This window comes from Nostoc sp. ChiVER01, from assembly GCF_034531155.1.
Lineage (GTDB): Bacteria > Cyanobacteriota > Cyanobacteriia > Cyanobacteriales > Nostocaceae > Nostoc.
Genome location: NZ_JAVRBS010000045.1, coordinates 1 through 18,690 on the forward strand (window position 1 = coordinate 1; position 18,690 = coordinate 18,690).

The following is an 18,690-nucleotide window of genomic DNA, read 5'->3' on the forward strand; positions in this document are numbered from 1 at the left end:
TTTACATTTTTTAATCAAGTTTTATTACTTCAGTAAACCTGATATACGTTATTAGTTTTTCTTATATAATAGGTTTATGCTGGTGTCAGCGCCCAAAAGATAAAATAGAAAGGAAGATTGTTGTTATCCACTCTAAATAGAGAGTTGAGATCAATTACTACCAAAATTAGGAGGGGAGGTGTGAGATGACAATTACTCTAAATCACACCATAGTGCCGGCACATGATAAAGAGGCATCGGCGAGGTTTTTTGCAAAGATTTTTGGTTTAAAGGTCGAGGTTCCCGTTGGTCACTTCGCTGCTGTACATATAAATGATTCACTGACGCTCGACTTCGCCGACGCTGAAGCGTTCGAGCAACATCATTATGCGTTCCATGTCAGTGATGAAGAATTTGATGCAATTTTTGCCCGCGTCAAAGAGGCAGGTATTGAATACAGTAGCGACCCCATGCATCAAAATAAAGGACAAATTAACCACTGGAACGAAGGCCGTGGCTTCTATTTCTATGACTTTGATGGTCACAACTTAGAATTGTTGACCCGTGCATAGATATTTTATATCAAGTCAACGTATTACTTTTTTACTAAAAAATATGCTGTGGCATAGTCCGGCAATTGGCTGATATTCTGCCCAAATTCTTTTTTATTCTTAAATATACCTGCCAAAAAGTCGAGTTGATAAAGATTGGGTAAAAATGCTCCGCCTGTATCTGCGAGGACTCCCATTTGCAGATGTTTGCGGCCACCTTTACTATGCTCAATCACAATCACTTTACCTAAACCGATATTTAAAACATCCCCAGCAAAAGTAACTCCGGGTTTAATAGATATTTTTGCATCTATCTTGTAGCCATAACCTTTAATAGCATCAACTTCTCTAAAATACCAATAACGCTTTTGTGCTGTTGCTTTTAATCCGCGAATATAAGGCATTGCATTATTTCTATCTACATTAAAAAATGCTTTATAACCATCTGTAAAATTAATTAGTATTGTTCCTTCCATAATTGCTTCTTCTAAGCCATTTCTGGTTAGATAAGCGAGACTTGTAACTTTTCCAAATTCTTTACCACCTGGTTCATAAATACCTGATAAAACATCCTGCTTTGTATATCTGGTGTAGAATTTATCGTTATTAGAGTTTTCTTTTAAACTATAAATTGGTGTATTAAAAGTAGAGGTTTTCTTGCGAGAACCGGGGTGCGTAAACACAGCATATTTAGTAATTCGTAATTGCTTTTGTTGTTTATTCTTCGGATTATAAGCATTCCATTTAATAACTCGAAAATTGGAATTGATAAACTTGGGGTCTTGCAAACGAGTAGCTCGATTATTAGCAATATCCTCCTTTAAGACAACAATCATGAAATTCAAGGTATTGAGGACATCTGGAATAGTAACTCCTTGAGTAGCAAGCATCCCTGTACGCAAAATATCTGGGTCTTCTGAACTATAATCTTGAAAATATTTTCTAGTATTAACGAGAACGGTTAACAAATCTTTTTGATTGAAGTTGACCTTAGTAATTGGCAGTTTGACTGGAGTAACAACTTGACTGCCATTGATACTAAATTTGTATTTTTTGAATTCATCAACAACTGGATAAGGTGCAGATGCGGCTAACAAATCCTGTTGAGATGAGAAATCATTTTGCTTGCCTATAATCTCATCAGATGTTTGTTTAGTAGTAAAAGGATTTTTAAATCTCAAATTAAGTTGATCAGAAACTTGATTTGAGGTGAAGGAAATCTGTGATTCAAGTAGGTTAAACTTTTCTTGCTGAGTAAAAAACTGATCTTGTTGAGCTAGCTGTTTAGTTTTTGACTGAGGATATAGATAACTACTGGCTAAACCGACAATCAATAAGGCAGCACAACCTATTGTGAAGCGAAATTTTTGGCTGGATAAGATATTCATAAAATGGAAAAATAAATTTTTAATGCTAAATAATCAAGGTTATGTTTCTATCACTTCACGCACTAACTGCGCCAACTTATCAGCACTATCGGGAACTGCGATCGCATGAGCTTTTTCTCCCATTTTTGCTAATTCATCTGGCGATCGCAACAAATTCAACACATTACTTTGCAATATTTGTGCCGTCAACTCTGACTGCTTCAGTGTTAACGCCGCACCAGATGAAGTAAATACGTCTGCATTGTAAGATTGATGATCTTCGGCAGCAAAGGGGTACGGAATCAAAATTGCTGGAGTTCCACACACTGCTAATTCTGTCAAGCTACCAGCGCCAGAACGACTAATGGCTAGAGTTGCTCGTTGTAACAATGCTGCCATATTGTTGTAAAAAGGTAAGGCTATGTACTGGGGATGTTTGAGACTATCTGCTTCCTCGTCGCGATCGCCAGTTAAATGTACTACATAAGCACCAGCATCAAACCAAGCCTTTGCAGATTCGCGCACTAACTTATTAACCGCAACTGCGCCCTGGCTACCACCAAATACAACAATTAAAGGAACACCTTCAGGAATAGCTAAATCTAGGGGTGTATGAATTGCCTTATCCAAGAATTGCGCCCTTACAGGAGTACCAACACAGACATTTTTAGCACGAGGCAAATACTTAGCAGCTACTTCAAATCCCAAGGCTACTGCGCTACACCAAGGGCCAAAAAAGCGAGTTACTTTACCAGGTAGTGCGTTAGATTCATGGAAAACCACGGGTAAACCAAGGGAACGCGCTGCAATGACGGCTGGCCCGGCAATGTAACCCCCTGTGGTAAACACCCCTTGAAAATTTCCCTGCTTTAAAATTCGCCTCACTCCTATAATCGAAAGGGCGAGTTTACCCAAAATGCGAATCGAGGAGAGTCCAAACCCTTGCTGAAACCCTTCAACTGCAATAGTATTCAAGGGATACTCTTTAGGGACAAGTTCAGTTTCTAGCCGATTGGGCACTCCCAGCCATTCGATTTGATAATCTGGCAATTTTTCTGCCAGTGCGATCGCTGGAAACAAATGTCCACCAGTCCCACTGGCAGCTATTAATAATCGTATCGGTGCGTTTGCCATCAAACCTCTACCGTTTAGCGTCTAGCTTAACTAAGATAAAACAATTTCCTTACTTTCTCTCATCAAATCAGTAAACTCTTAACCAATGACAAACATTATTACCACTTTAGTGAGACGACAACTCAGATTTCCAGCCAGTATCTGGCTAGTTTCATTCCTGCTAACCCTTGGTTTAACAAGTAGTTGGCAACGCACTCAAGCGGCGACACCACAACAATTAGTCCAAGCTGGTACAGTTCAAAATGCACCAGCCGATGTAAAAAACCTGTTGACACAAGTTGATGCTGCCGCTAGTCGAGGCGATGTCAAAGGGGTGTTGCAATTCTACAGCCCCAACTTCACTCATGGGGATGGATTAAACCTGCAAACCCTGGAAAAGTCTTTGACTTCACTTTGGCAACGATATCCTAAATTGCAATACACTACAAAACTGCTATCTTCAAAACCTGAAGGCAATGCAATTATTGCGGAAACTGAAACGAAGATAACTGGCTTACCCTCGGCTAATAATAATAATTCGACTCTCAATGCCACGATTAAATCGCGTCAGCGCATTGCAGGCGGAAAAATAGTCCGCCAAGACATTTTGTCAGAACGTACTCAACTTACCTCTGGCAGCAAGCCGCCGCAAATTAATATTAAATTACCAGAGCAGGTGCGGGTTGGTCAAAAGTATAATTTTGATGCGATTGTTCAAGAGCCACTTGGTGATGATTTTCTACTAGGAACCGCGCTAGAGGAACCCATACAAGCAAATAAATTTCTCAACCCTACATCTGTAGATTTGGAATTACTAACATCTGGCGGACTGTTTAAAACCGCACAAGCACCATCTATCCCTGGTAGCCAGTGGATTTCTGCTGTCATCCTACGAGGTAATGGGATGACGATGGTAACTCAGCGTTTGCAAGTGGTGAAGAAATAGAAACGCGATTAATCGCGTCTGTACAAGAGTTAGGAGTAGAGACGCGATTAATCGCGTCTGTGATGATAAATTATGAACTGTGAAACTTTTGTTAATTCATAATTCATAACTATTAACTCCTCACTCTTAACTATCCTAATGACTTTGCTAGAAAATCAAATCATTTTAATCACTGGTGCAAGTAGTGGTATTGGTACTGCTTGCGCGAAAATCTTTGCTGGTGCGGGTGCAAAACTAATCTTAGCGGCACGACGGCTGGAACGTTTGCAGCAGCTAGCAGACACTCTCGTTAAAGAATTTGGTATTGAAATTCATTTGTTACAGCTAGATGTGCGCGATCGCAAGGCTGTAGAAGAAGCCATTTCGACTCTACCCTCTGCCTGGTCTGACATCGACATTCTCATCAACAATGCTGGTCTAAGTCGTGGTTTAGACAAGTTACACGAAGGTAGCTTTCAAGACTGGGAAGACATGATTGATACTAACGTTAAGGGTTTACTCTACGTGTCCCGCTATGTCGTTCCGGGAATGGTAAGCCGCGATCGCGGTCATGTGGTAAATTTAGGTTCCATTGCTGGACATCAAACTTATCCTGGTGGTAATGTCTACTGTGCTAGCAAAGCTGCTGTGAGGGCAATTTCGGAAGGTTTAAAACAAGACCTCTTGGGAACGCAAGTACGTGTAACTTCCGTTGACCCTGGTATGGTAGAAACGGAATTTAGCAATGTGCGCTTTCACGGAGATGCTGAACGTGCTAACAAAGTCTACCAGGGAGTTAAGCCCCTGACAGCAGATGATGTGGCTGATGTGATATTTTTCTGTGTGACGCGCTCGCCCCATGTGAATATTAATGAAGTTGTGCTGATGCCTGTTGACCAAGCTAGCGCTACTCTAGTTAATCGGCGAACATAAGGAATAATTAAGCGGTCTTAAAAAATCGAATAATTTCGCGGACATGATCGAGAAATTGCCCGTCGGTGGATAGTTGGGCGATCGCATTTTTTGCTTCTCTGGCCAAACGTTCATGTTCAGTTTGATTTGTCGCCCGTAATTCTTCCAAGTTAGCAACAATTCGGGCTAAATCTTTGCGAGTTTCTTCAGCAAAGCGTTGTTGAGTTGCGGGTAATGAATAAGATTGTTCAGGGTTCAGTTGCTCCTCGAATGACTGGATTTTTTGTTCCAATATAGAAAAGCGATCGCGCAGTTCAACAATATCTTCGCGGGGATACTTCCATTCTTGGCGAATCATCGTTAACCGCGCATATAAATACTCATAAGCTCGAATCGCTGGACGGAGAATTGTTAATAATAAAGCTGCACCAGAACTTATATATCCCACCGTACTAATACCAGTGGCAGCAAGAGCATAAAGACCAACGGCTGAGAATAAGTGTAAAGCAATGGCAACCCAGAGCGATCGCTTTGCCAACACTGTGACATAGTTTACTTGTTTCTCATCGACTGGAATTCCTTTCTCTTTAGATTGTGCTGCTTCTGCTAAGACTTCTTTCGCTTGAAAATGTACATTCCACGGAACAGTAACAATTACTAACAGCCACCAAAAGCTTGCACCACCAATCACCCAATCAAGAAAGTTACCAGCAGGGATATGCAACCATTGCAGTAAACCAAAAGCTGTTAGTACCACAATTACAATTCCAGCAATGGAACTGATGAAAAAGTTGATATACATTTTGCCCTGTCTCCAGTGAAACTATACCTCGATCATGACTATTTTCCAGCAGTTATACGGGAATGATTGTGATGGTTTTTCTATTTGCACACACCAGTTTTTCAATGAAGGAGCTACGCCAATTAGGTTAACTCTCTTTGCTACCCTTTTGGGGAAGGTAGTAACTGCTTTACTCTGTCGCTAAAGGCGTATTTTGGCGGTGTCCAGTGGTTGGGTAGGTTGATGGTGTTCATGGTTCTCAGTGAAATTTGAAAAATTTTTCACTCTTGGGGTTAGGTGTGGTTGGTTTTTGGGCTGTATAAGTACAGGCTGTCGAAGAAATAGTTAAATGGACTCACAAAGAATACTAGCTCTTGCAAAACAAGGTGACGCAAATGCGATCGCGGCACTGATAAATAACTCCTTAAAAGGAAAACGTATTATTGCTAAAGTCACCAAAAAAGATGACCGCTTGCAAGTTATTCTGGAATCGTCGGAAGTGCCGAACCAAGAGTTGCTAGTCAGCACTATTCGCTCCAGTTTAATGTCGTTAGCTCCTGAATTTATTAACCACGTCAAGATATATGCGCGTCCTTCAGTTACTAGTCCAGTATTCTGGAGCGAAAGATTTAGTTTAACTAGTACAGAAACCCCAAAAATACCTGATTTTAGTCCAGCAATGAGTATAAAAGCATCTGAGCATCTCAAAAAAGAGGCTCGGAAAAGAGAAATAGAGTTAATCCTGGTAGCACAGCACTGAAGTATTACTGCCAAGCTATTAAGGCTCGTGGCTGGTAGTTCTAGATGAATTGCAGAGGGAGGAAAGAAAAATTCTTCTTTCCTGCTTCTGCTGCTATTTTTGACCTTGGTTAACCCTCCTCTCTAATTCAACTTCGGCTTCTTCAATTGACATTAGTTGTGGATTTGGATTCGCTGCGTGCAAGCGATCAACGTATGCGTGAAACGCTTCAGTGTTGTTAGGATTTTGCAACACGTAAGCTCGTAACTCGGTATCAGACATATCCGCAAAATTGGGCTGTATCATTTGGTAACGACCTCCCCGTTAGGATAAATTTCTATTTCTATTGTGTCCCCGACCAGCATGACTATACGCTTTGTCCTTTCGTCCATTCGCACTAAGTTAATTGGCCGAAGTAAATTGCTCATCCTCACCGACATCCGGTAAAAGCTTCGTAATTGTTCTGGTGTTGGCTCCAATTTCACCTCGTATTTAATCGTGTGCGAGTCGCGATCGCACTTTTTTAGGCAGCAGACAATAGACAAAGGTTGCATCTTTACTGCTCCCCGCCTCTATTGGATGAGATAGCTACGCCAAATTGATTGAGTATCTTTACTACCTTTTTCTGGAAGTAGCAATCGCCAGGTTTTTCCTTCTTGCTGAATTTGCAGATAAACATCAAAAGGTTTTTTTGGTTGCGTCAATCGCCGTTTTGGTAGCTTTAGAATTAAGTCGTAGGTTCCCCTAATGTGGAAAGCTGGTAAATTTTCAATCGTTAGGGGTTGTTCTTGGGTAATTGATAGCCGCTTGATTTCAAATCCTTGAAAATCTAGATCCAACTGCTGGCTAAGTTTTTGTTGAGTTTGTTCTAGCCCAAGTGCGATCGCTTTTTGTACTAACTCGCTAGTCGGTAACAGTCCAATACTGCCACAAGCTGTCACTAACACCAGCAATATTGCTGTCAAAACTAACCGCACTATGTTATTCACTGCCTGATCTGCTACTTTTATCCTTATTAAGTTTAATTTGTTTGTGGAGATTTATGAAAGCGATGCCTACAGTGGTCACTGAGCTTGCCTAAGTGCGGGCTACGCTACACACCTGTGTGCTTGATCGCGGTACAACAAAGTTTCAAGTACCTCAAAACGACTTTTAAGTACTTCAAAACGACTTTTAAGTACTTCAAAACGACTTTGGAGTACTTCAAAACAACTTTGGAGTACTTCAAAACGACTTCGGAGTACTTCAAAACGACTTCGGAGTACTTCAAAACGACTTTGGAGTACCTCAAAACGACTTTGGAGTACCTCAAAACGACTTTGGAGTACTTCAAAACGACTTTGGAGTACTTCTCCAAGGTAAAGTTGTACCAAAGAACCGCTATTATCTTCTAGATATTAGTAAAGGCACGGTATAACCGTGCCTTAAGTAGCAAAAAATATTATTTTGACAGGTTTTTGCTTTACAGGAACTTTAATACTGACGTAAAATTGCAGACAATGAACTATCTTTACGAAGATCCATCAGGTCTGCTAAAGATTCTGTGCGCGTATCCAAGTGATGCTTGTGTTCTGCTGGCAGAACTGTTACCAGATGTTTTGCTTTAGGTCGCACCTGCATAACAGGCATCAGTTGTGACTGTGGCAAAAAGACTGGCTGATTCTTGGGAAGGCGAGGTTCCAATCTTTGGGAATGGTTCTGTGCCAAGCGTACCTGATGACGGTTAACCAGTTTTTGGACTTTTTGCGGTTGCTTTGTCCGGTTGAGCATTCGGAAAATGAGCAAGCAACCACTACCACAGCTGAGGGCGATCGCAGCCACCATCCATAAAGGTGTAGGATTACTATTCTCAGAGGGCGCATTGATTGGTTCTTCAACTATAACCGGGATTTTTTCTGGTTCTTCTTGTGTTACCTGTCCAGCATTACCTAAGCTATACAGGGCAAAGGCACCACCTCCTATAAACATGGCTAAACACCCAGTTAACAATAGCCAAGGATGATGTGCAACCAGATATATCAGAACGTTCGAGCTTCGTTTTAATCTCGATTTTCTGTTTGTCAGCTCTGGAGTAGCCCTTCTAAGTTGGGTTGGCTCGCGCTGTACACTCTGACTTTTTTCCATGATTACTTTCAGATTTGTACCCCTCTAGTCCATAAATTGTACTGGAGGAGTTAAGCATCAGGTATCCGTAACAAAATTCCAGATTTAAGTAGCTTTTTTTGTAAAATACATGCTACTAAATCTGGCTAACTTTTGTCAAAGTTCTGTATTTCTTGTGACTTTTCGCCGTAATAATCTGAAATCAGTTCGGTTGCTTTCTCTGTCAGCTAGGAGAATGCCTTTCGATCGCAAGTTGAATTAACCGATCAACTAATTCTGGAAAGGAGACTCCACTATGGGCCCAAAGTTGGGGATACATACTAGTCGCAGTAAAGCCTGGCAACGTATTTATTTCGTTAATCAAAACTTCTTGTGTCGCTTCCACGTAGAAGAAATCTACCCTTGCTAACCCCGCAGCATCAACAGCTGCAAAAGCTTGCAAAGCCATGTCTTGAATCTGACGAGCGATCGCATCTGGAAGCTTTGCAGGTATCAGTAAATCTGCTAGTCCTTCAGTATATTTAGTTTCATAGTCATAAAAATCGCTGTCATAAGTAATCTCTCCAACGACAGAGGCTTGGGGTTGATCATTACCTAAAACGGCACACTCAACTTCTCTCGCTACGACACCAGCCTCTACAACTAATCGGCGATCATAACTAGCAGCATTATCTAAAGCGGCTTCTAATTCTTGGCGCGATCGCACTTTGGCAATACCCACCGATGAACCCAAATTAGCAGGCTTGACAAAAGCAGGATAACCTAATGCTGCCTCAATGTCATCACACAGTTTCGGAAACACGCAAGGATTAGACCAAACTTGCGTTCTAGTTATGGCCTTGTATTTTACCTGTGGTAGTCCCGCTTGCTCAAAAGCCATTTTCATGGCAATTTTATCCATCCCCATTGCCGAACCTAACACCCCAGAACCCACAAATGGGACTTGCATCAAGGTTAGTAACCCTTGAATTGTGCCGTCTTCACCGTTGGGGCCATGGAGAATGGGAAACCAAACATCCACTTGGGCAACTTGAGAGGGAGATTCCCACTTACTGAGGGTTTGGGCTTGAGGGTTGGATGTGAGATTTCCAGCAGATGTTGATTGTTCAGATTCTAATAGCGGACTACCGCTTGCTAAAACCTTTTCGGGTGCTTCTCCGGCTAGCCAGCGTCCATCTTTTTGGATGTAAAAAGGTAGGATTTCGTACTTATTAGCATTTTGCTCTGCACTTAAGGCTTTAGCGATCGCCCGTGCTGAGTTGATCGAAACTTCATGTTCTCCCGAACGACCGCCAAACAGTAACCCCACGCGCAGCTTTGCCATTTTCGGTTCCTCTACACTTCTCAAGCAGATAGCGTATCACAACCTACAAAAGTTGCCATGTTTTTCTTTTATTTCTTTTACCGTTAGGACTAGCCGTTTTAAAGTTTTTTCTCTGATATCTCTGTGCCTCTGCGGTTTAATTAATTACTTTTAAACCGCAGAGAACACAGAGTAAAGAGATTCAAGAGAGATTTTTGGTTAGAAAAACTTTACTATGTCAGGTGTGAAACTTACCATTGAGGAGTTAGTCAGCGATCGCCCATCTGACATAAGGTCGGGAAGTTACTATATTTTTGTAAGTAATTACGCTAGGGCGACCAGGTGCATTAGTTTTCCGTAAATCCACACGAAAATAAGCTTTTTTATTCTTAAATTCTACATTGTAGAAAGTATATTCTTGCCCACGAGCTTGACCTACGCAAGAAGCATAATTACTGCGTAAAGGTGAAACAAATTCTACAAATTGCTTATTTTTAGATGTAACTAACTTAGTTTCATCTGCAAATTCTTTAGTATTTGCCACTACCGTATGTTCAGCACCGCCTTCATAAGGTAGAACAAACCACCATAGTCCAATTGTTTTAGGACATGTACCACTGCTACCTTGTATATTCAGTGTTACATTAGGTGCAGAAATCGGCCCTGGCTGTTGCTGCGGCTGTACTTGCGCTTTAGCAGCTAGGGTTCCTACCACAAATAAGGGGCATAAAAGAGTGCCAAAACTTGTTAATTTTACTAAATTTTTCATAACTTGAATCTTTTCAAATTTCAGGTATCTAAATATAGCCCTTCTCGAATGGAAGCAATACACTTTGACCTCACTTCTATTCATCTCTCCTAAAAAGAGAGAGGCTTTGAATCTTATTCCCCGACAAGGGTTGCGGGTTAGGTCTGTATTGTACTCAACTCAGAAGTCGCTATAACAACATAGACTTTCATAAATTTGTAAAAGTGCCATCTTATTTGAAACAATCGTGTTGTCAGCTACAGTTATATTCCAGGAAAGCGGGCAACAATATTGATAAATAACTAGAAATGCAGCCCTACCTGTAAAAGATGCTGCCTTTTCATGAAACCCCGAATTATTGTTTGTGGCTTAGGACGTACCGGATATAAAACCTTTCGTTTGCTGAGACATCAGGGAGCCTTCGTTGTTGGCATTCATCACCAATCTATCCCCGGCGAAACAGCAGGAGATGTGATTGTTGGCGATTTACAAGCAGCTTCTACCCTAACAGCAGCAGGAATTCAACAGGCACACACTTTAGTAATTGCTGGTTCTAAAGATGCTCTGAATTTGTCTATTATGATGCAAGCGCGGGTACTGAATCCCCAGATTCGGATTATCAACCGTTTTTATAATACAAATTTAGGAGAACGCCTAGATCAAAGTTTGCCAGACCATTTGAGTATGAGTGTTGTGGGTTTAGCAGCACCCGTATTTACCTTTGCAGCAATGGGAAACCGAGCGATTGGACAAATCAAATTATTTCAGCAAACTTGGCCAATTCACGAAGAATATATTGATGAAAACCATTTCTGGAAAGGTCTAAAGCTGAGTGAATTGTGGGAAGACCGATCGCGGATGCTGATTTATTACTTGCCAGTAGAAGGTGAGATGGATTTGGTATCAGGTGTAATATCTGGACAAGAGATTAAAGTAGGCGATCGCATAATTATTGGTACACGACCCCGCATCCGTACCCCCCAGAGATCATTGCTTAAAAAACTGCTGAAAGCCCTCACCAATTTTAAGCAGTTTCAGGAACACGGGCGATCGGTACTAATGGGTGGTGTTGTACTATTGGCGGTTATTGCGATCGCTACATTCACCTACATGTCGGCTGAGTTGAGTTTGTCTCCTGTCGATGCTCTATATTTTTCTGTCGGCATGATTACCGGAGCCGGTGGTAATGACAAAGTAGTAGAAAATGCTCCTAACAGTATTAAGTTATTTACTGTTGTGATGATGCTGATTGGAGCAGTAGTGATTGGTATTTGGTATGCAATGCTCACCGATTTTGTCTTAGGAAGCCGCTTTAAGCAATTTTGGGATGCAGCCCGAATTCCCCAGCGATCGCACTACATTGTTTGTGGCTTGAGTGGTATTGGAGTGAGAATTGTCCAGCAACTCCACGCCAGTGGACATGAAGTTGTAGTAGTTGAACCAGACTCTAACAGCAAATATATCAACACCGCCCGCGAACTCGGTATCCCCGTTATTCAGGGAGATGCCAGCTTCCGCACAATACTTAAAGCCAGTAATATAGACTCTGCCGCCGCAGTGCTTGCTGTTACTAGCAATGATGCTACCAATCTAGAAATTGCCCTCAAAGCCAAGGGACTGACACCTAGCATTCCGGTGATTGTTCATTATGCCGATCCGGATTTTGCTGGCATAGCGCAACAGCTATTTGGCTTCGAGGCCGTACTGAGTCCGGCTGAACTAGCAGCCCCAGCTTTTGCTGCTGCTGCACTAGGGGGACGTATCCTCGGCAATGGCATTACAGCCGATAGTCTTTGGGTGGCTTTTGCAACTGTGATTACACCTTCACACGTCTTTTGTGGTCAGTGGGTGAAAGATGTAGCCATGTCTGCTGACTGTGTACCTTTATACGTAGAAACAAATCACCAAACGCTTCACGGCTGGGATTTGTTAGAAACTAACCTTAGCGCTGGTGATGTTTTATATATGACAATGCCTGCGACACGGTTGTATCAATTGTGGCGGGGCGAGCAAGTTTGTGAAGCACATGCTTAAATTCGTCATTCGTCATTCGTCATTTGTAATTAATACACTACTCCCCACTTCCCATTCCCCACTCCCCACTCCCCACTCCCATTTATTTGTTAACTACTCGTTGTTGATATTCCTGCTCAGTAATCATATCGAGAGTGTTTTCTATGCGATCTACAAATACGATCCCGTCGAGATGATCATACTCGTGTTGAAAAATCCGAGCGATAAAATCGGTTAATTCTTGCTTTTGTAAGTTGCCTTGAGAGTCAGTATATTCGACTTCAATAGATTTATACCGAGGAACTAACCCTCTAATTCCTGGAACACTTAAACAACCTTCCCAATCTTTGACAACTTCAGTTGAATGAGAAATAATTTTGGGATTAATCATGGCAGTAGGTTCCATTTCCGGTGCGTTGGGATACCTAGCATTAGGGCGGGAAGCCACAATAAACAAACGATAGGATTGTGCTACTTGAGGCGCAGCAATCCCCACGCCGTTAGCTTTGGCAACAGTGGCGATTAAGTCTTCAATTAACTTTTGGATATACTTATCTTGAATATTCTCAACCCAAGCAGCTTTTTGGCGTAATGTTGGATTTCCTAATTGAATTATTGGCGCTAACTCAGTCATGATTAAACTCCTTTAAGTAATAGGGAATGGGGAATGGGGAGTGGGGAGTGGGGAGTGGGGAGTGGGGAGTGGGGGATGAGGGAGATGAGGGAGCAGGGGAAGAAAACGAATGACAAATGACAAATGACTAACATTACCCTTCGCGTGTCACGGGTAAAGGAGCAGGTTGGACTCCTACTTGGATAGTTTGCCCGTTGCGTTCCACTTCTATTGGTAAATTAGTACCGATTTTGCTATTTTCTACTAGCTTTTGTACTTCTTCAATTTTAGTAACAGGCTGGTTATTAATGCTTTTAATCACATCACCGGCTCGGAGTCCAGCCGTAGATGCAGGCGATTGCGGGACGATATCAACCAGCAAAACGCCCTCATCTGCTGTAAAATTTAAGCGATCGCCTGCTGTATTTTTTATTCTTTCTTTAATTTCTGGTGTCAGTGTCACCATCTGAACACCCAAATAAGGGTGATCTACTTTCCCGTTAGCAATTAATTCTTGGGCAATTTTTTGCACAGTATTAATTGGGATAGCAAATCCCAAACCTTGAGCGCCTCGGATAATAGCTGTGTTCATCGCAATTACCTGGCCACGAGCATTTAGCAATGGCCCACCAGAATTACCAGGGTTAATTGCAGCATCCGTTTGGATGTAATCAACCCGCTTGTCGCTAGCACCAATATCACTACTAGAACGACCTGTAGCACTAATAATCCCAGAAGTAACGGTATTATTCAAGCCTAAAGGGTTACCAATGGCGATTACTGCTTGTCCTGGTTGCAAAGCATCGGAGTTACCCACAGATAGAGTTGGCAGATTATTAGCATCAATTTTGATTGTAGCCACATCCGTAACCGGATCTTCACCCAACACTTTTCCGTCAAAAGTCCGGCCATCTTTGAGTGTGACAGTCACTCTATCAGCACCATCTACCACATGAGAATTGGTCACAATTTGACCTGAAGAATTAATGATAAATCCAGAGCCGCTACCCCGCTCTATCTGTTGTCTAGGCTGTGGCGCACCCTCTCCAAAAAACCGTCGAAAAAATGGATCGTTAAATTCGTCTGGTACACGAGAAGTGATTGTTCGGGAAGAATCAATGCGAACTACGGCAGGCCCCACCTGTTGCACTACTTTTACCACAAAATTAGGATCTCCAGATGAAGAGATAAGTGGCGGCGGGACAATTACCGGATTTATCGGATTGGGTTCTATTGGCTTTTGGGCTTGAGTCTGGCTTTGTCGAGTCTCAAAGGTTTTAGTAGGTAGAACAGAGCAGCTCCCCAGGAACACCACTGCTACCCCGTATGAGAGCATCCATAACCTGTGAGGTAAACCCCTGGTATCAATCTTTTTGGGTGCTAAATGATGGTTTGTTGTCTTCATGTGTCGTTGCTTCTTCATATCAATCGCTGGTGTTAGGATCTTGCCTACGGGGTATGTCCCAAAATGATTACAACTTAAAAGCTTATTCTAGGTCTAGCGTGTTTGGATGCTAAATTAGTGCTTTCTCTTCTATTGTGACCGTTAGCAGCAAAGGTGGTGGATGATGGAAATTCCCATAGAAAGTCTGTGGAGTCAGGTACTAGAGCGCCTACAGCTTGAACTATCCCGGCCCACCTTTGAAACTTGGATTAAAACTGCTAGTGCGGAGCGATTAGAAAATAATTGCCTGGTAATCCGTACTCCTAACCCATTTGCTCGTAATTGGTTACAAAAGTATTACATAAATACCATTGCTCATGTAGTACAAGATATTCTGGGGCATCCTGTAGGAATTTACATTACTGTTGCTGAAGGAGATGAATCTCATTTGAGCGAACGAGATGTTTCTTGGGAATCATCAGATACCAGCAATATTCCCGAAGCTATTCATAATCACAATCATAAAACTACTGAATTAAACTCTAAATATGTCTTTTCGCGGTTTGTAGTTGGTGCTAACAATCGGATGGCTCATGCTGCTTCTTTAGCAGTTGCAGAATCTCCAGGTAAAGAGTTTAATCCTTTATTTTTGTGTGGTGGCGTAGGTTTGGGTAAAACTCATCTTATGCAGGCAATTGGCCATTATCGCTGGGAAATTTCGCCTAATTGTAAAATATTTTATGTTTCGACTGAGCAGTTTACTAATGATTTAATTACAGCAATTCGTAAAGATAGTATGCAAAGTTTTCGAGAGCATTATCGAGCGGCTGATGTTTTATTAGTTGATGATATTCAGTTTCTTGAAGGGAAGGAATACACCCAAGAAGAATTCTTTTATACTTTTAATACTTTACATGAAGCTGGTAAACAAGTTGTTATTGCTTCTGATCGTCCTCCTAATCAGATTCCTAGCTTGCAAGAACGGCTTTGTTCTCGGTTTTCTATGGGGTTAATCGCAGATATCCAAAAGCCGGATTTAGAAACTAGAATGGCAATTTTACAGAAAAAAGCTGAGGATGAAAATATTCGCCTTCCTCGCGATGTGATTGAGTATATTGCTTCTAACTATACTTCTAATATTCGAGAATTAGAAGGAGCTTTAATTCGGGCGGTGGCTTACATTTCTATTTGGAGCTTACCGATGACGGTAGAAAATATTACACCAGTTTTAGAACCGCCTAATGAAAAAATGGCAGCTACCCCAGAAGCAATTTTAAAGGTGGTGGCGGATAATTTTGATGTTTCAATAGATGATCTCAAAAGTAACTCACGACGAAGAGAGATTAGCTGGGCGCGTCAAATAGGAATGTATCTCATGCGCCAACACACGTCTTTGAGTTTGCCGAGAATTGGCGAGGAGTTTGGTGGTAAAGACCACACAACGGTAATCTATAGTTGCGATAAAATTACCCAACTCCACCAGAGCGATCGCACTTTAGCACAAACAATCCGCCAACTGAGCGATCGCATCAATATGACTAGCCGTTCTGAAAAATCATCCTGAAGATGTATTTAAAGTTTTCCACAACCATCACTTTTATAATTAGTATTGACGGCTGAATAAATAGTCAAAAATATTAAGTAACGTATAAAAATTGATTAAATTTGACTTAAGTTGTGGAAAAATCTTACTTTTTGTGGATAAATCTGTGGAAAACTTGAGATTTTACGAGTAAAATTTTATTAAGTATAATTACCTTGTGGAAAAGTATTTGAGTTTTTCCACAAGTTTTCCACAAGGTAAACTTGCTTAACTATGATTTCCACAGAAATTAGGAATTTTTTAGTAGTGTGTCAAGTTTGCTGAGTCTATAGTGAGCTATTTAACGCTTAAATCAAGGGCTAAAATCCTTAGTAGGAAGTATATTTACCCATCATAATGATAAACGGGATGAGTCGGACAACTGTTCGACCTCGCAGCCTACCAAGCTAATTCAAATTATTATTTGTAGTGAAGTTTTGGAATGATTTTGTGCTAGGAATTTCGTATCGTAGACCTGATTGAAAAACCTGCCAATCTTTTGAAAAGACTAGCAGGCATGGCTTATCATCAATCGGAGCGGCGGGATTCGAACCCACGACCTCCACTACCCCAAAGTGGCGCGCTACCAAGCTGCGCTACGCCCCGGTCAGAATTACTATGGTACAGCAAAACTTTAGGATAAGCAACAAGCATATTTAAAAAACCTTCAGCATCCCAGCCGCTTGCAGCAAATCGGGAACAGCAGAAGCATCCCATTTACCTTCTACACATCGCCCTGTATTTAAGATGAAGCGCAGGCTGTAGGCATGAGGATAGCCTTCTACCTCCATCCATAATAAATTGCTTTCGGCTTCACAAGCGATTTTTTCCTCTTCCATTAATTCAGTTGCGAGTTGTTTCATGGTGTCTGCTAGTTGTGCTAATAGACGGCAAAAATCATTCAACTCGGCTTCAGTTAACTCAATTGCCCAATCATCTGTACCGACTAAACCTTTAAATTCAGGTGCATCGGGGTTCTGGCCTATACGCCAACCATATCCGGTTTTTATAAGGCGTTCCATAGCTTAGTTTTTTAAACGCAGAGGAACGCTGAGGTTTAACGCAGAGGAACGCAAAGGAAGATTTTGGACTGTGGGTTTGGTCATTTTAGTAGTTCAGCCCCTCCTCGTTGCGGTGGCTGTGGGGTACTTGATGTATTTGGACTGGGTGTGGTGTTGGGGCTGGGGGGTGGGGTATTTTGGGAACTTGGATTAAATATATTGACTAAGACTTGCACTAGGGCATTTCGTTGGCTGCGGGTGAGACGAGTGATGGCTTTGCGATCGCCTTCTATTGGATTTTCCCGTAGTGTTTCATGGCCTGGATAGGTAGTATCATACATAATTTCGTTCGCACCCAGGTAATCAGCTAAAGTCAGCTTCCAATCTAAGCGATAAATTGGCGCCCGCCCTTTGGTATAAATGTGATATGTAATCAGGCGACTTACTAAGGTGTTGTTTTCGGCAACTTTCCCATTTTCTTTGCTGATATAGTTATTTTCTCGCGGTAAATCTGGCAATTGTTGATATACCAGCTGCCAAACATCGCTAGGTGTGATTCTCTGAGCATAAGCCGGTTGGATACTAAATAAATTTCTATATATTGATTTGTCCGCCCCTGAACCCAAAACAATTACACCCACCACCATTAAAGCAGTGAGTGTCTGCCAAGGTTTAAGTAGGGGTTGAATGAACGATAAATTTTTGCTCATCCTACCTTCTCTAAAGCCTTTTTTTATAGTTCGCCAATAATTTCTGGCTGAGTCAATTCATCGGACATTTCGATAATTGCCCTTAGCACTGGCTTCATCATCGCATCTTCGTTATTTTCAAAGTCTTCATAACGCCGACGTTTAGCACGATTGGCCACCTGAACCGTAATGCGGTAACGATTTGAGGCTGCACTAATCAGCTCCTCAGAACGGTGCATAATCTGAGACTGAGTTGTCTCGAACTTAGAACGCTTTAGCATAATCAGTGGTTCTTGGGGTCATTCCCCAGTGTAGCAGTACCGATAAATCTGCTGCTGTGTATTTTATCGCTAGCAACCTCTCTCTTGATAGAGGCTGAGAGTGTTTCAGTCAATATAAGTTACTTATAATATTATCTGACTAAAGTCACACATCCTTATGGCTGACCTTGTGGAAACTGCTATCAACGCGGGAAACTTCAATACCCTGGTGAAAGCTGCTGAAGCTGCAAATTTGATAGAAACTCTAAAAAATCCTGGTTCTTTTACATTATTTGCACCAACTGACGAAGCCTTTGCCAATCTGCCAGAGGGAACCTTAGAATCGCTACTACAAGATATCCCTAAGCTCCAAAAAATTGTCGCATATCATGTCGCTAGTGGAGATGTTCGGTCTGATGATTTGGTACAAATTAATGAGGCACAGACGCTTGAAGGGTCAATTGTCGCCATTGAATCTGCCGACGGTAAATTTAAGGTAAATAACGCCAATGTCATCAAAACAGACATTTTGACAGACAATGGCGTGATCCACATTATTGATGCAGTGTTGATGCCTGCAATGGTCGCCGGGAAATAAGGGCATTGGGCATTGGGCATGGGTTATTC

The 18,690-nt window shown here is 41.7% G+C and carries 22 protein-coding genes and 1 tRNA gene; 7 read left to right on the plus strand and 16 right to left on the minus strand.

The window, feature by feature from the left end; translation table 11 throughout:
• Positions 1-185 precede the first annotated feature (185 nt).
• A complete protein-coding gene (locus tag RMY00_RS33955) occupies positions 186-551 on the plus strand; it encodes a VOC family protein (protein WP_322651759.1) in 366 nt (121 codons plus the stop codon).
• Positions 552-574: 23 nt separating this feature from the next.
• Here the strand turns inward: RMY00_RS33955 and RMY00_RS33960 are convergent, their stop codons facing one another.
• Entirely contained in the window at positions 575-1,918 is a 1,344-nt protein-coding gene (locus RMY00_RS33960; RefSeq protein WP_322651760.1) for a hypothetical protein, read from the minus strand.
• A 39-nt stretch (positions 1,919-1,957) separates the two neighbouring features.
• Positions 1,958-3,031 (minus strand): undecaprenyldiphospho-muramoylpentapeptide beta-N-acetylglucosaminyltransferase, encoded by a 1,074-nt coding sequence (gene murG, locus RMY00_RS33965; RefSeq protein WP_322651761.1) that lies wholly within the window; start codon positions 3,029-3,031, stop codon positions 1,958-1,960.
• A gap of 85 nt (positions 3,032-3,116) precedes the next feature.
• Between murG and RMY00_RS33970 the strand changes: the two genes are divergently transcribed.
• Together RMY00_RS33970 and RMY00_RS33975 are read left to right on the plus strand one after the other, a co-directional pair.
• Positions 3,117-3,956 carry a nuclear transport factor 2 family protein gene (locus RMY00_RS33970; RefSeq protein WP_322651762.1) on the plus strand — a complete coding sequence of 280 codons (840 nt, stop codon included), beginning with the start codon at positions 3,117-3,119 and terminating at the stop codon, positions 3,954-3,956.
• A 138-nt stretch (positions 3,957-4,094) separates the two neighbouring features.
• A complete protein-coding gene (locus tag RMY00_RS33975) occupies positions 4,095-4,868 on the plus strand; it encodes an SDR family oxidoreductase (RefSeq protein ID WP_322651763.1) in 774 nt (257 codons plus the stop codon).
• 7 nt (positions 4,869-4,875) lie between these two features.
• Here the strand turns inward: RMY00_RS33975 and RMY00_RS33980 are convergent, their stop codons facing one another.
• Positions 4,876-5,649 (minus strand): hypothetical protein, encoded by a 774-nt coding sequence (locus RMY00_RS33980; protein ID WP_322651764.1) that lies wholly within the window; start codon positions 5,647-5,649, stop codon positions 4,876-4,878.
• 328 nt (positions 5,650-5,977) lie between these two features.
• Here RMY00_RS33980 and RMY00_RS33985 point away from each other — a divergent pair, with 328 nt between their 5' ends.
• Positions 5,978-6,388, plus strand: a complete 411-nt coding sequence (locus RMY00_RS33985) for a hypothetical protein (RefSeq protein ID WP_322651765.1) — start codon at positions 5,978-5,980, stop codon at positions 6,386-6,388.
• Positions 6,389-6,481: 93 nt separating this feature from the next.
• Here RMY00_RS33985 and RMY00_RS33990 read toward each other — a convergent pair whose 3' ends face one another.
• The 7 genes from RMY00_RS33990 to RMY00_RS34020 all read right to left on the minus strand — a co-directional run bounded on the left by RMY00_RS33990 (position 6,482) and on the right by RMY00_RS34020 (position 10,542).
• Entirely contained in the window at positions 6,482-6,673 is a 192-nt protein-coding gene (locus tag RMY00_RS33990) for a DUF6887 family protein (protein ID WP_322651766.1), read from the minus strand.
• Complete coding sequence (locus RMY00_RS33995) at positions 6,670-6,921, minus strand: DUF6888 family protein (RefSeq protein WP_322651799.1); 252 nt, start codon at positions 6,919-6,921, stop codon at positions 6,670-6,672. The genes RMY00_RS33990 and RMY00_RS33995 overlap by 4 nt, the downstream gene beginning before the upstream one ends.
• A gap of 18 nt (positions 6,922-6,939) precedes the next feature.
• Complete coding sequence (locus RMY00_RS34000; RefSeq protein WP_322651795.1) at positions 6,940-7,347, minus strand: hypothetical protein; 408 nt, start codon at positions 7,345-7,347, stop codon at positions 6,940-6,942.
• A gap of 108 nt (positions 7,348-7,455) precedes the next feature.
• A complete protein-coding gene (locus RMY00_RS34005; RefSeq protein ID WP_322651767.1) occupies positions 7,456-7,740 on the minus strand; it encodes a hypothetical protein in 285 nt (94 codons plus the stop codon).
• A gap of 100 nt (positions 7,741-7,840) precedes the next feature.
• Positions 7,841-8,491, minus strand: a complete 651-nt coding sequence (locus RMY00_RS34010; protein ID WP_322651768.1) for a hypothetical protein — start codon at positions 8,489-8,491, stop codon at positions 7,841-7,843.
• A gap of 202 nt (positions 8,492-8,693) precedes the next feature.
• Positions 8,694-9,794, minus strand: a complete 1,101-nt coding sequence (locus RMY00_RS34015) for a D-alanine--D-alanine ligase family protein (protein WP_322651769.1) — start codon at positions 9,792-9,794, stop codon at positions 8,694-8,696.
• A gap of 244 nt (positions 9,795-10,038) precedes the next feature.
• Positions 10,039-10,542, minus strand: coding sequence for a hypothetical protein (locus RMY00_RS34020; RefSeq protein WP_322651770.1), 504 nt, complete (start codon positions 10,540-10,542; stop codon positions 10,039-10,041).
• 321 nt (positions 10,543-10,863) lie between these two features.
• Here RMY00_RS34020 and RMY00_RS34025 point away from each other — a divergent pair, with 321 nt between their 5' ends.
• Positions 10,864-12,555 carry an NAD-binding protein gene (locus tag RMY00_RS34025; RefSeq protein WP_322651771.1) on the plus strand — a complete coding sequence of 564 codons (1,692 nt, stop codon included), beginning with the start codon at positions 10,864-10,866 and terminating at the stop codon, positions 12,553-12,555.
• A gap of 82 nt (positions 12,556-12,637) precedes the next feature.
• On the opposite strand, the gene def is transcribed toward RMY00_RS34025, so the two are convergent.
• Positions 12,638-13,168, minus strand: a complete 531-nt coding sequence (gene def / locus RMY00_RS34030) for a peptide deformylase (RefSeq protein ID WP_322651772.1) — start codon at positions 13,166-13,168, stop codon at positions 12,638-12,640.
• A gap of 133 nt (positions 13,169-13,301) precedes the next feature.
• Positions 13,302-14,552 (minus strand): HhoA/HhoB/HtrA family serine endopeptidase, encoded by a 1,251-nt coding sequence (locus tag RMY00_RS34035; protein ID WP_322651796.1) that lies wholly within the window; start codon positions 14,550-14,552, stop codon positions 13,302-13,304.
• A 163-nt stretch (positions 14,553-14,715) separates the two neighbouring features.
• Here RMY00_RS34035 and dnaA point away from each other — a divergent pair, with 163 nt between their 5' ends.
• Positions 14,716-16,095 (plus strand): chromosomal replication initiator protein DnaA, encoded by a 1,380-nt coding sequence (gene dnaA / locus RMY00_RS34040; protein ID WP_322651797.1) that lies wholly within the window; start codon positions 14,716-14,718, stop codon positions 16,093-16,095.
• 550 nt (positions 16,096-16,645) lie between these two features.
• Here the strand turns inward: dnaA and RMY00_RS34045 are convergent.
• The 4 genes from RMY00_RS34045 to RMY00_RS34060 form a co-directional block, all read right to left on the minus strand.
• A tRNA-Pro gene (locus RMY00_RS34045) sits at positions 16,646-16,719 on the minus strand.
• A gap of 50 nt (positions 16,720-16,769) precedes the next feature.
• Positions 16,770-17,135, minus strand: coding sequence for a DUF1818 family protein (locus tag RMY00_RS34050; RefSeq protein WP_322651773.1), 366 nt, complete (start codon positions 17,133-17,135; stop codon positions 16,770-16,772).
• Between the two features lie 80 nt (positions 17,136-17,215).
• Positions 17,216-17,824, minus strand: coding sequence for a hypothetical protein (locus tag RMY00_RS34055; RefSeq protein ID WP_322651774.1), 609 nt, complete (start codon positions 17,822-17,824; stop codon positions 17,216-17,218).
• Positions 17,825-17,847: 23 nt separating this feature from the next.
• The gene (locus RMY00_RS34060; RefSeq protein WP_100900204.1) at positions 17,848-18,084 is read right to left on the minus strand and encodes a DNA-directed RNA polymerase subunit omega; all 237 of its coding nucleotides are present in this window, start codon (positions 18,082-18,084) and stop codon (positions 17,848-17,850) included.
• Positions 18,085-18,241: 157 nt separating this feature from the next.
• Between RMY00_RS34060 and RMY00_RS34065 the strand changes: the two genes are divergently transcribed.
• Positions 18,242-18,661: a fasciclin domain-containing protein gene (locus RMY00_RS34065; RefSeq protein ID WP_322651775.1), complete on the plus strand. Its 420-nt coding sequence runs from the start codon at positions 18,242-18,244 to the stop codon at positions 18,659-18,661.
• Positions 18,662-18,690: the final 29 nt, after the last annotated feature.

Coding starts and splice junctions, on each gene's coding strand:
- RMY00_RS33955 (WP_322651759.1), top strand. CDS start 186: ATGACAATTACTCTAAATCACACCATAGTGCCGGCACATGATAAAGAG.
- RMY00_RS33960 (WP_322651760.1), bottom strand. CDS start 1,918: ATGAATATCTTATCCAGCCAAAAATTTCGCTTCACAATAGGTTGTGCT.
- murG (WP_322651761.1), bottom strand. CDS start 3,031: ATGGCAAACGCACCGATACGATTATTAATAGCTGCCAGTGGGACTGGT.
- RMY00_RS33970 (WP_322651762.1), top strand. CDS start 3,117: ATGACAAACATTATTACCACTTTAGTGAGACGACAACTCAGATTTCCA.
- RMY00_RS33975 (WP_322651763.1), top strand. CDS start 4,095: ATGACTTTGCTAGAAAATCAAATCATTTTAATCACTGGTGCAAGTAGT.
- RMY00_RS33980 (WP_322651764.1), bottom strand. CDS start 5,649: ATGTATATCAACTTTTTCATCAGTTCCATTGCTGGAATTGTAATTGTG.
- RMY00_RS33985 (WP_322651765.1), top strand. CDS start 5,978: ATGGACTCACAAAGAATACTAGCTCTTGCAAAACAAGGTGACGCAAAT.
- RMY00_RS33990 (WP_322651766.1), bottom strand. CDS start 6,673: ATGATACAGCCCAATTTTGCGGATATGTCTGATACCGAGTTACGAGCT.
- RMY00_RS33995 (WP_322651799.1), bottom strand. CDS start 6,921: ATGCAACCTTTGTCTATTGTCTGCTGCCTAAAAAAGTGCGATCGCGAC.
- RMY00_RS34010 (WP_322651768.1), bottom strand. CDS start 8,491: ATGGAAAAAAGTCAGAGTGTACAGCGCGAGCCAACCCAACTTAGAAGG.
- RMY00_RS34015 (WP_322651769.1), bottom strand. CDS start 9,794: ATGGCAAAGCTGCGCGTGGGGTTACTGTTTGGCGGTCGTTCGGGAGAA.
- RMY00_RS34020 (WP_322651770.1), bottom strand. CDS start 10,542: ATGAAAAATTTAGTAAAATTAACAAGTTTTGGCACTCTTTTATGCCCC.
- RMY00_RS34025 (WP_322651771.1), top strand. CDS start 10,864: ATGAAACCCCGAATTATTGTTTGTGGCTTAGGACGTACCGGATATAAA.
- def (WP_322651772.1), bottom strand. CDS start 13,168: ATGACTGAGTTAGCGCCAATAATTCAATTAGGAAATCCAACATTACGC.
- RMY00_RS34035 (WP_322651796.1), bottom strand. CDS start 14,552: ATGAAGACAACAAACCATCATTTAGCACCCAAAAAGATTGATACCAGG.
- dnaA (WP_322651797.1), top strand. CDS start 14,716: ATGGAAATTCCCATAGAAAGTCTGTGGAGTCAGGTACTAGAGCGCCTA.
- RMY00_RS34050 (WP_322651773.1), bottom strand. CDS start 17,135: ATGGAACGCCTTATAAAAACCGGATATGGTTGGCGTATAGGCCAGAAC.
- RMY00_RS34055 (WP_322651774.1), bottom strand. CDS start 17,824: ATGAGCAAAAATTTATCGTTCATTCAACCCCTACTTAAACCTTGGCAG.
- RMY00_RS34060 (WP_100900204.1), bottom strand. CDS start 18,084: ATGCTAAAGCGTTCTAAGTTCGAGACAACTCAGTCTCAGATTATGCAC.
- RMY00_RS34065 (WP_322651775.1), top strand. CDS start 18,242: ATGGCTGACCTTGTGGAAACTGCTATCAACGCGGGAAACTTCAATACC.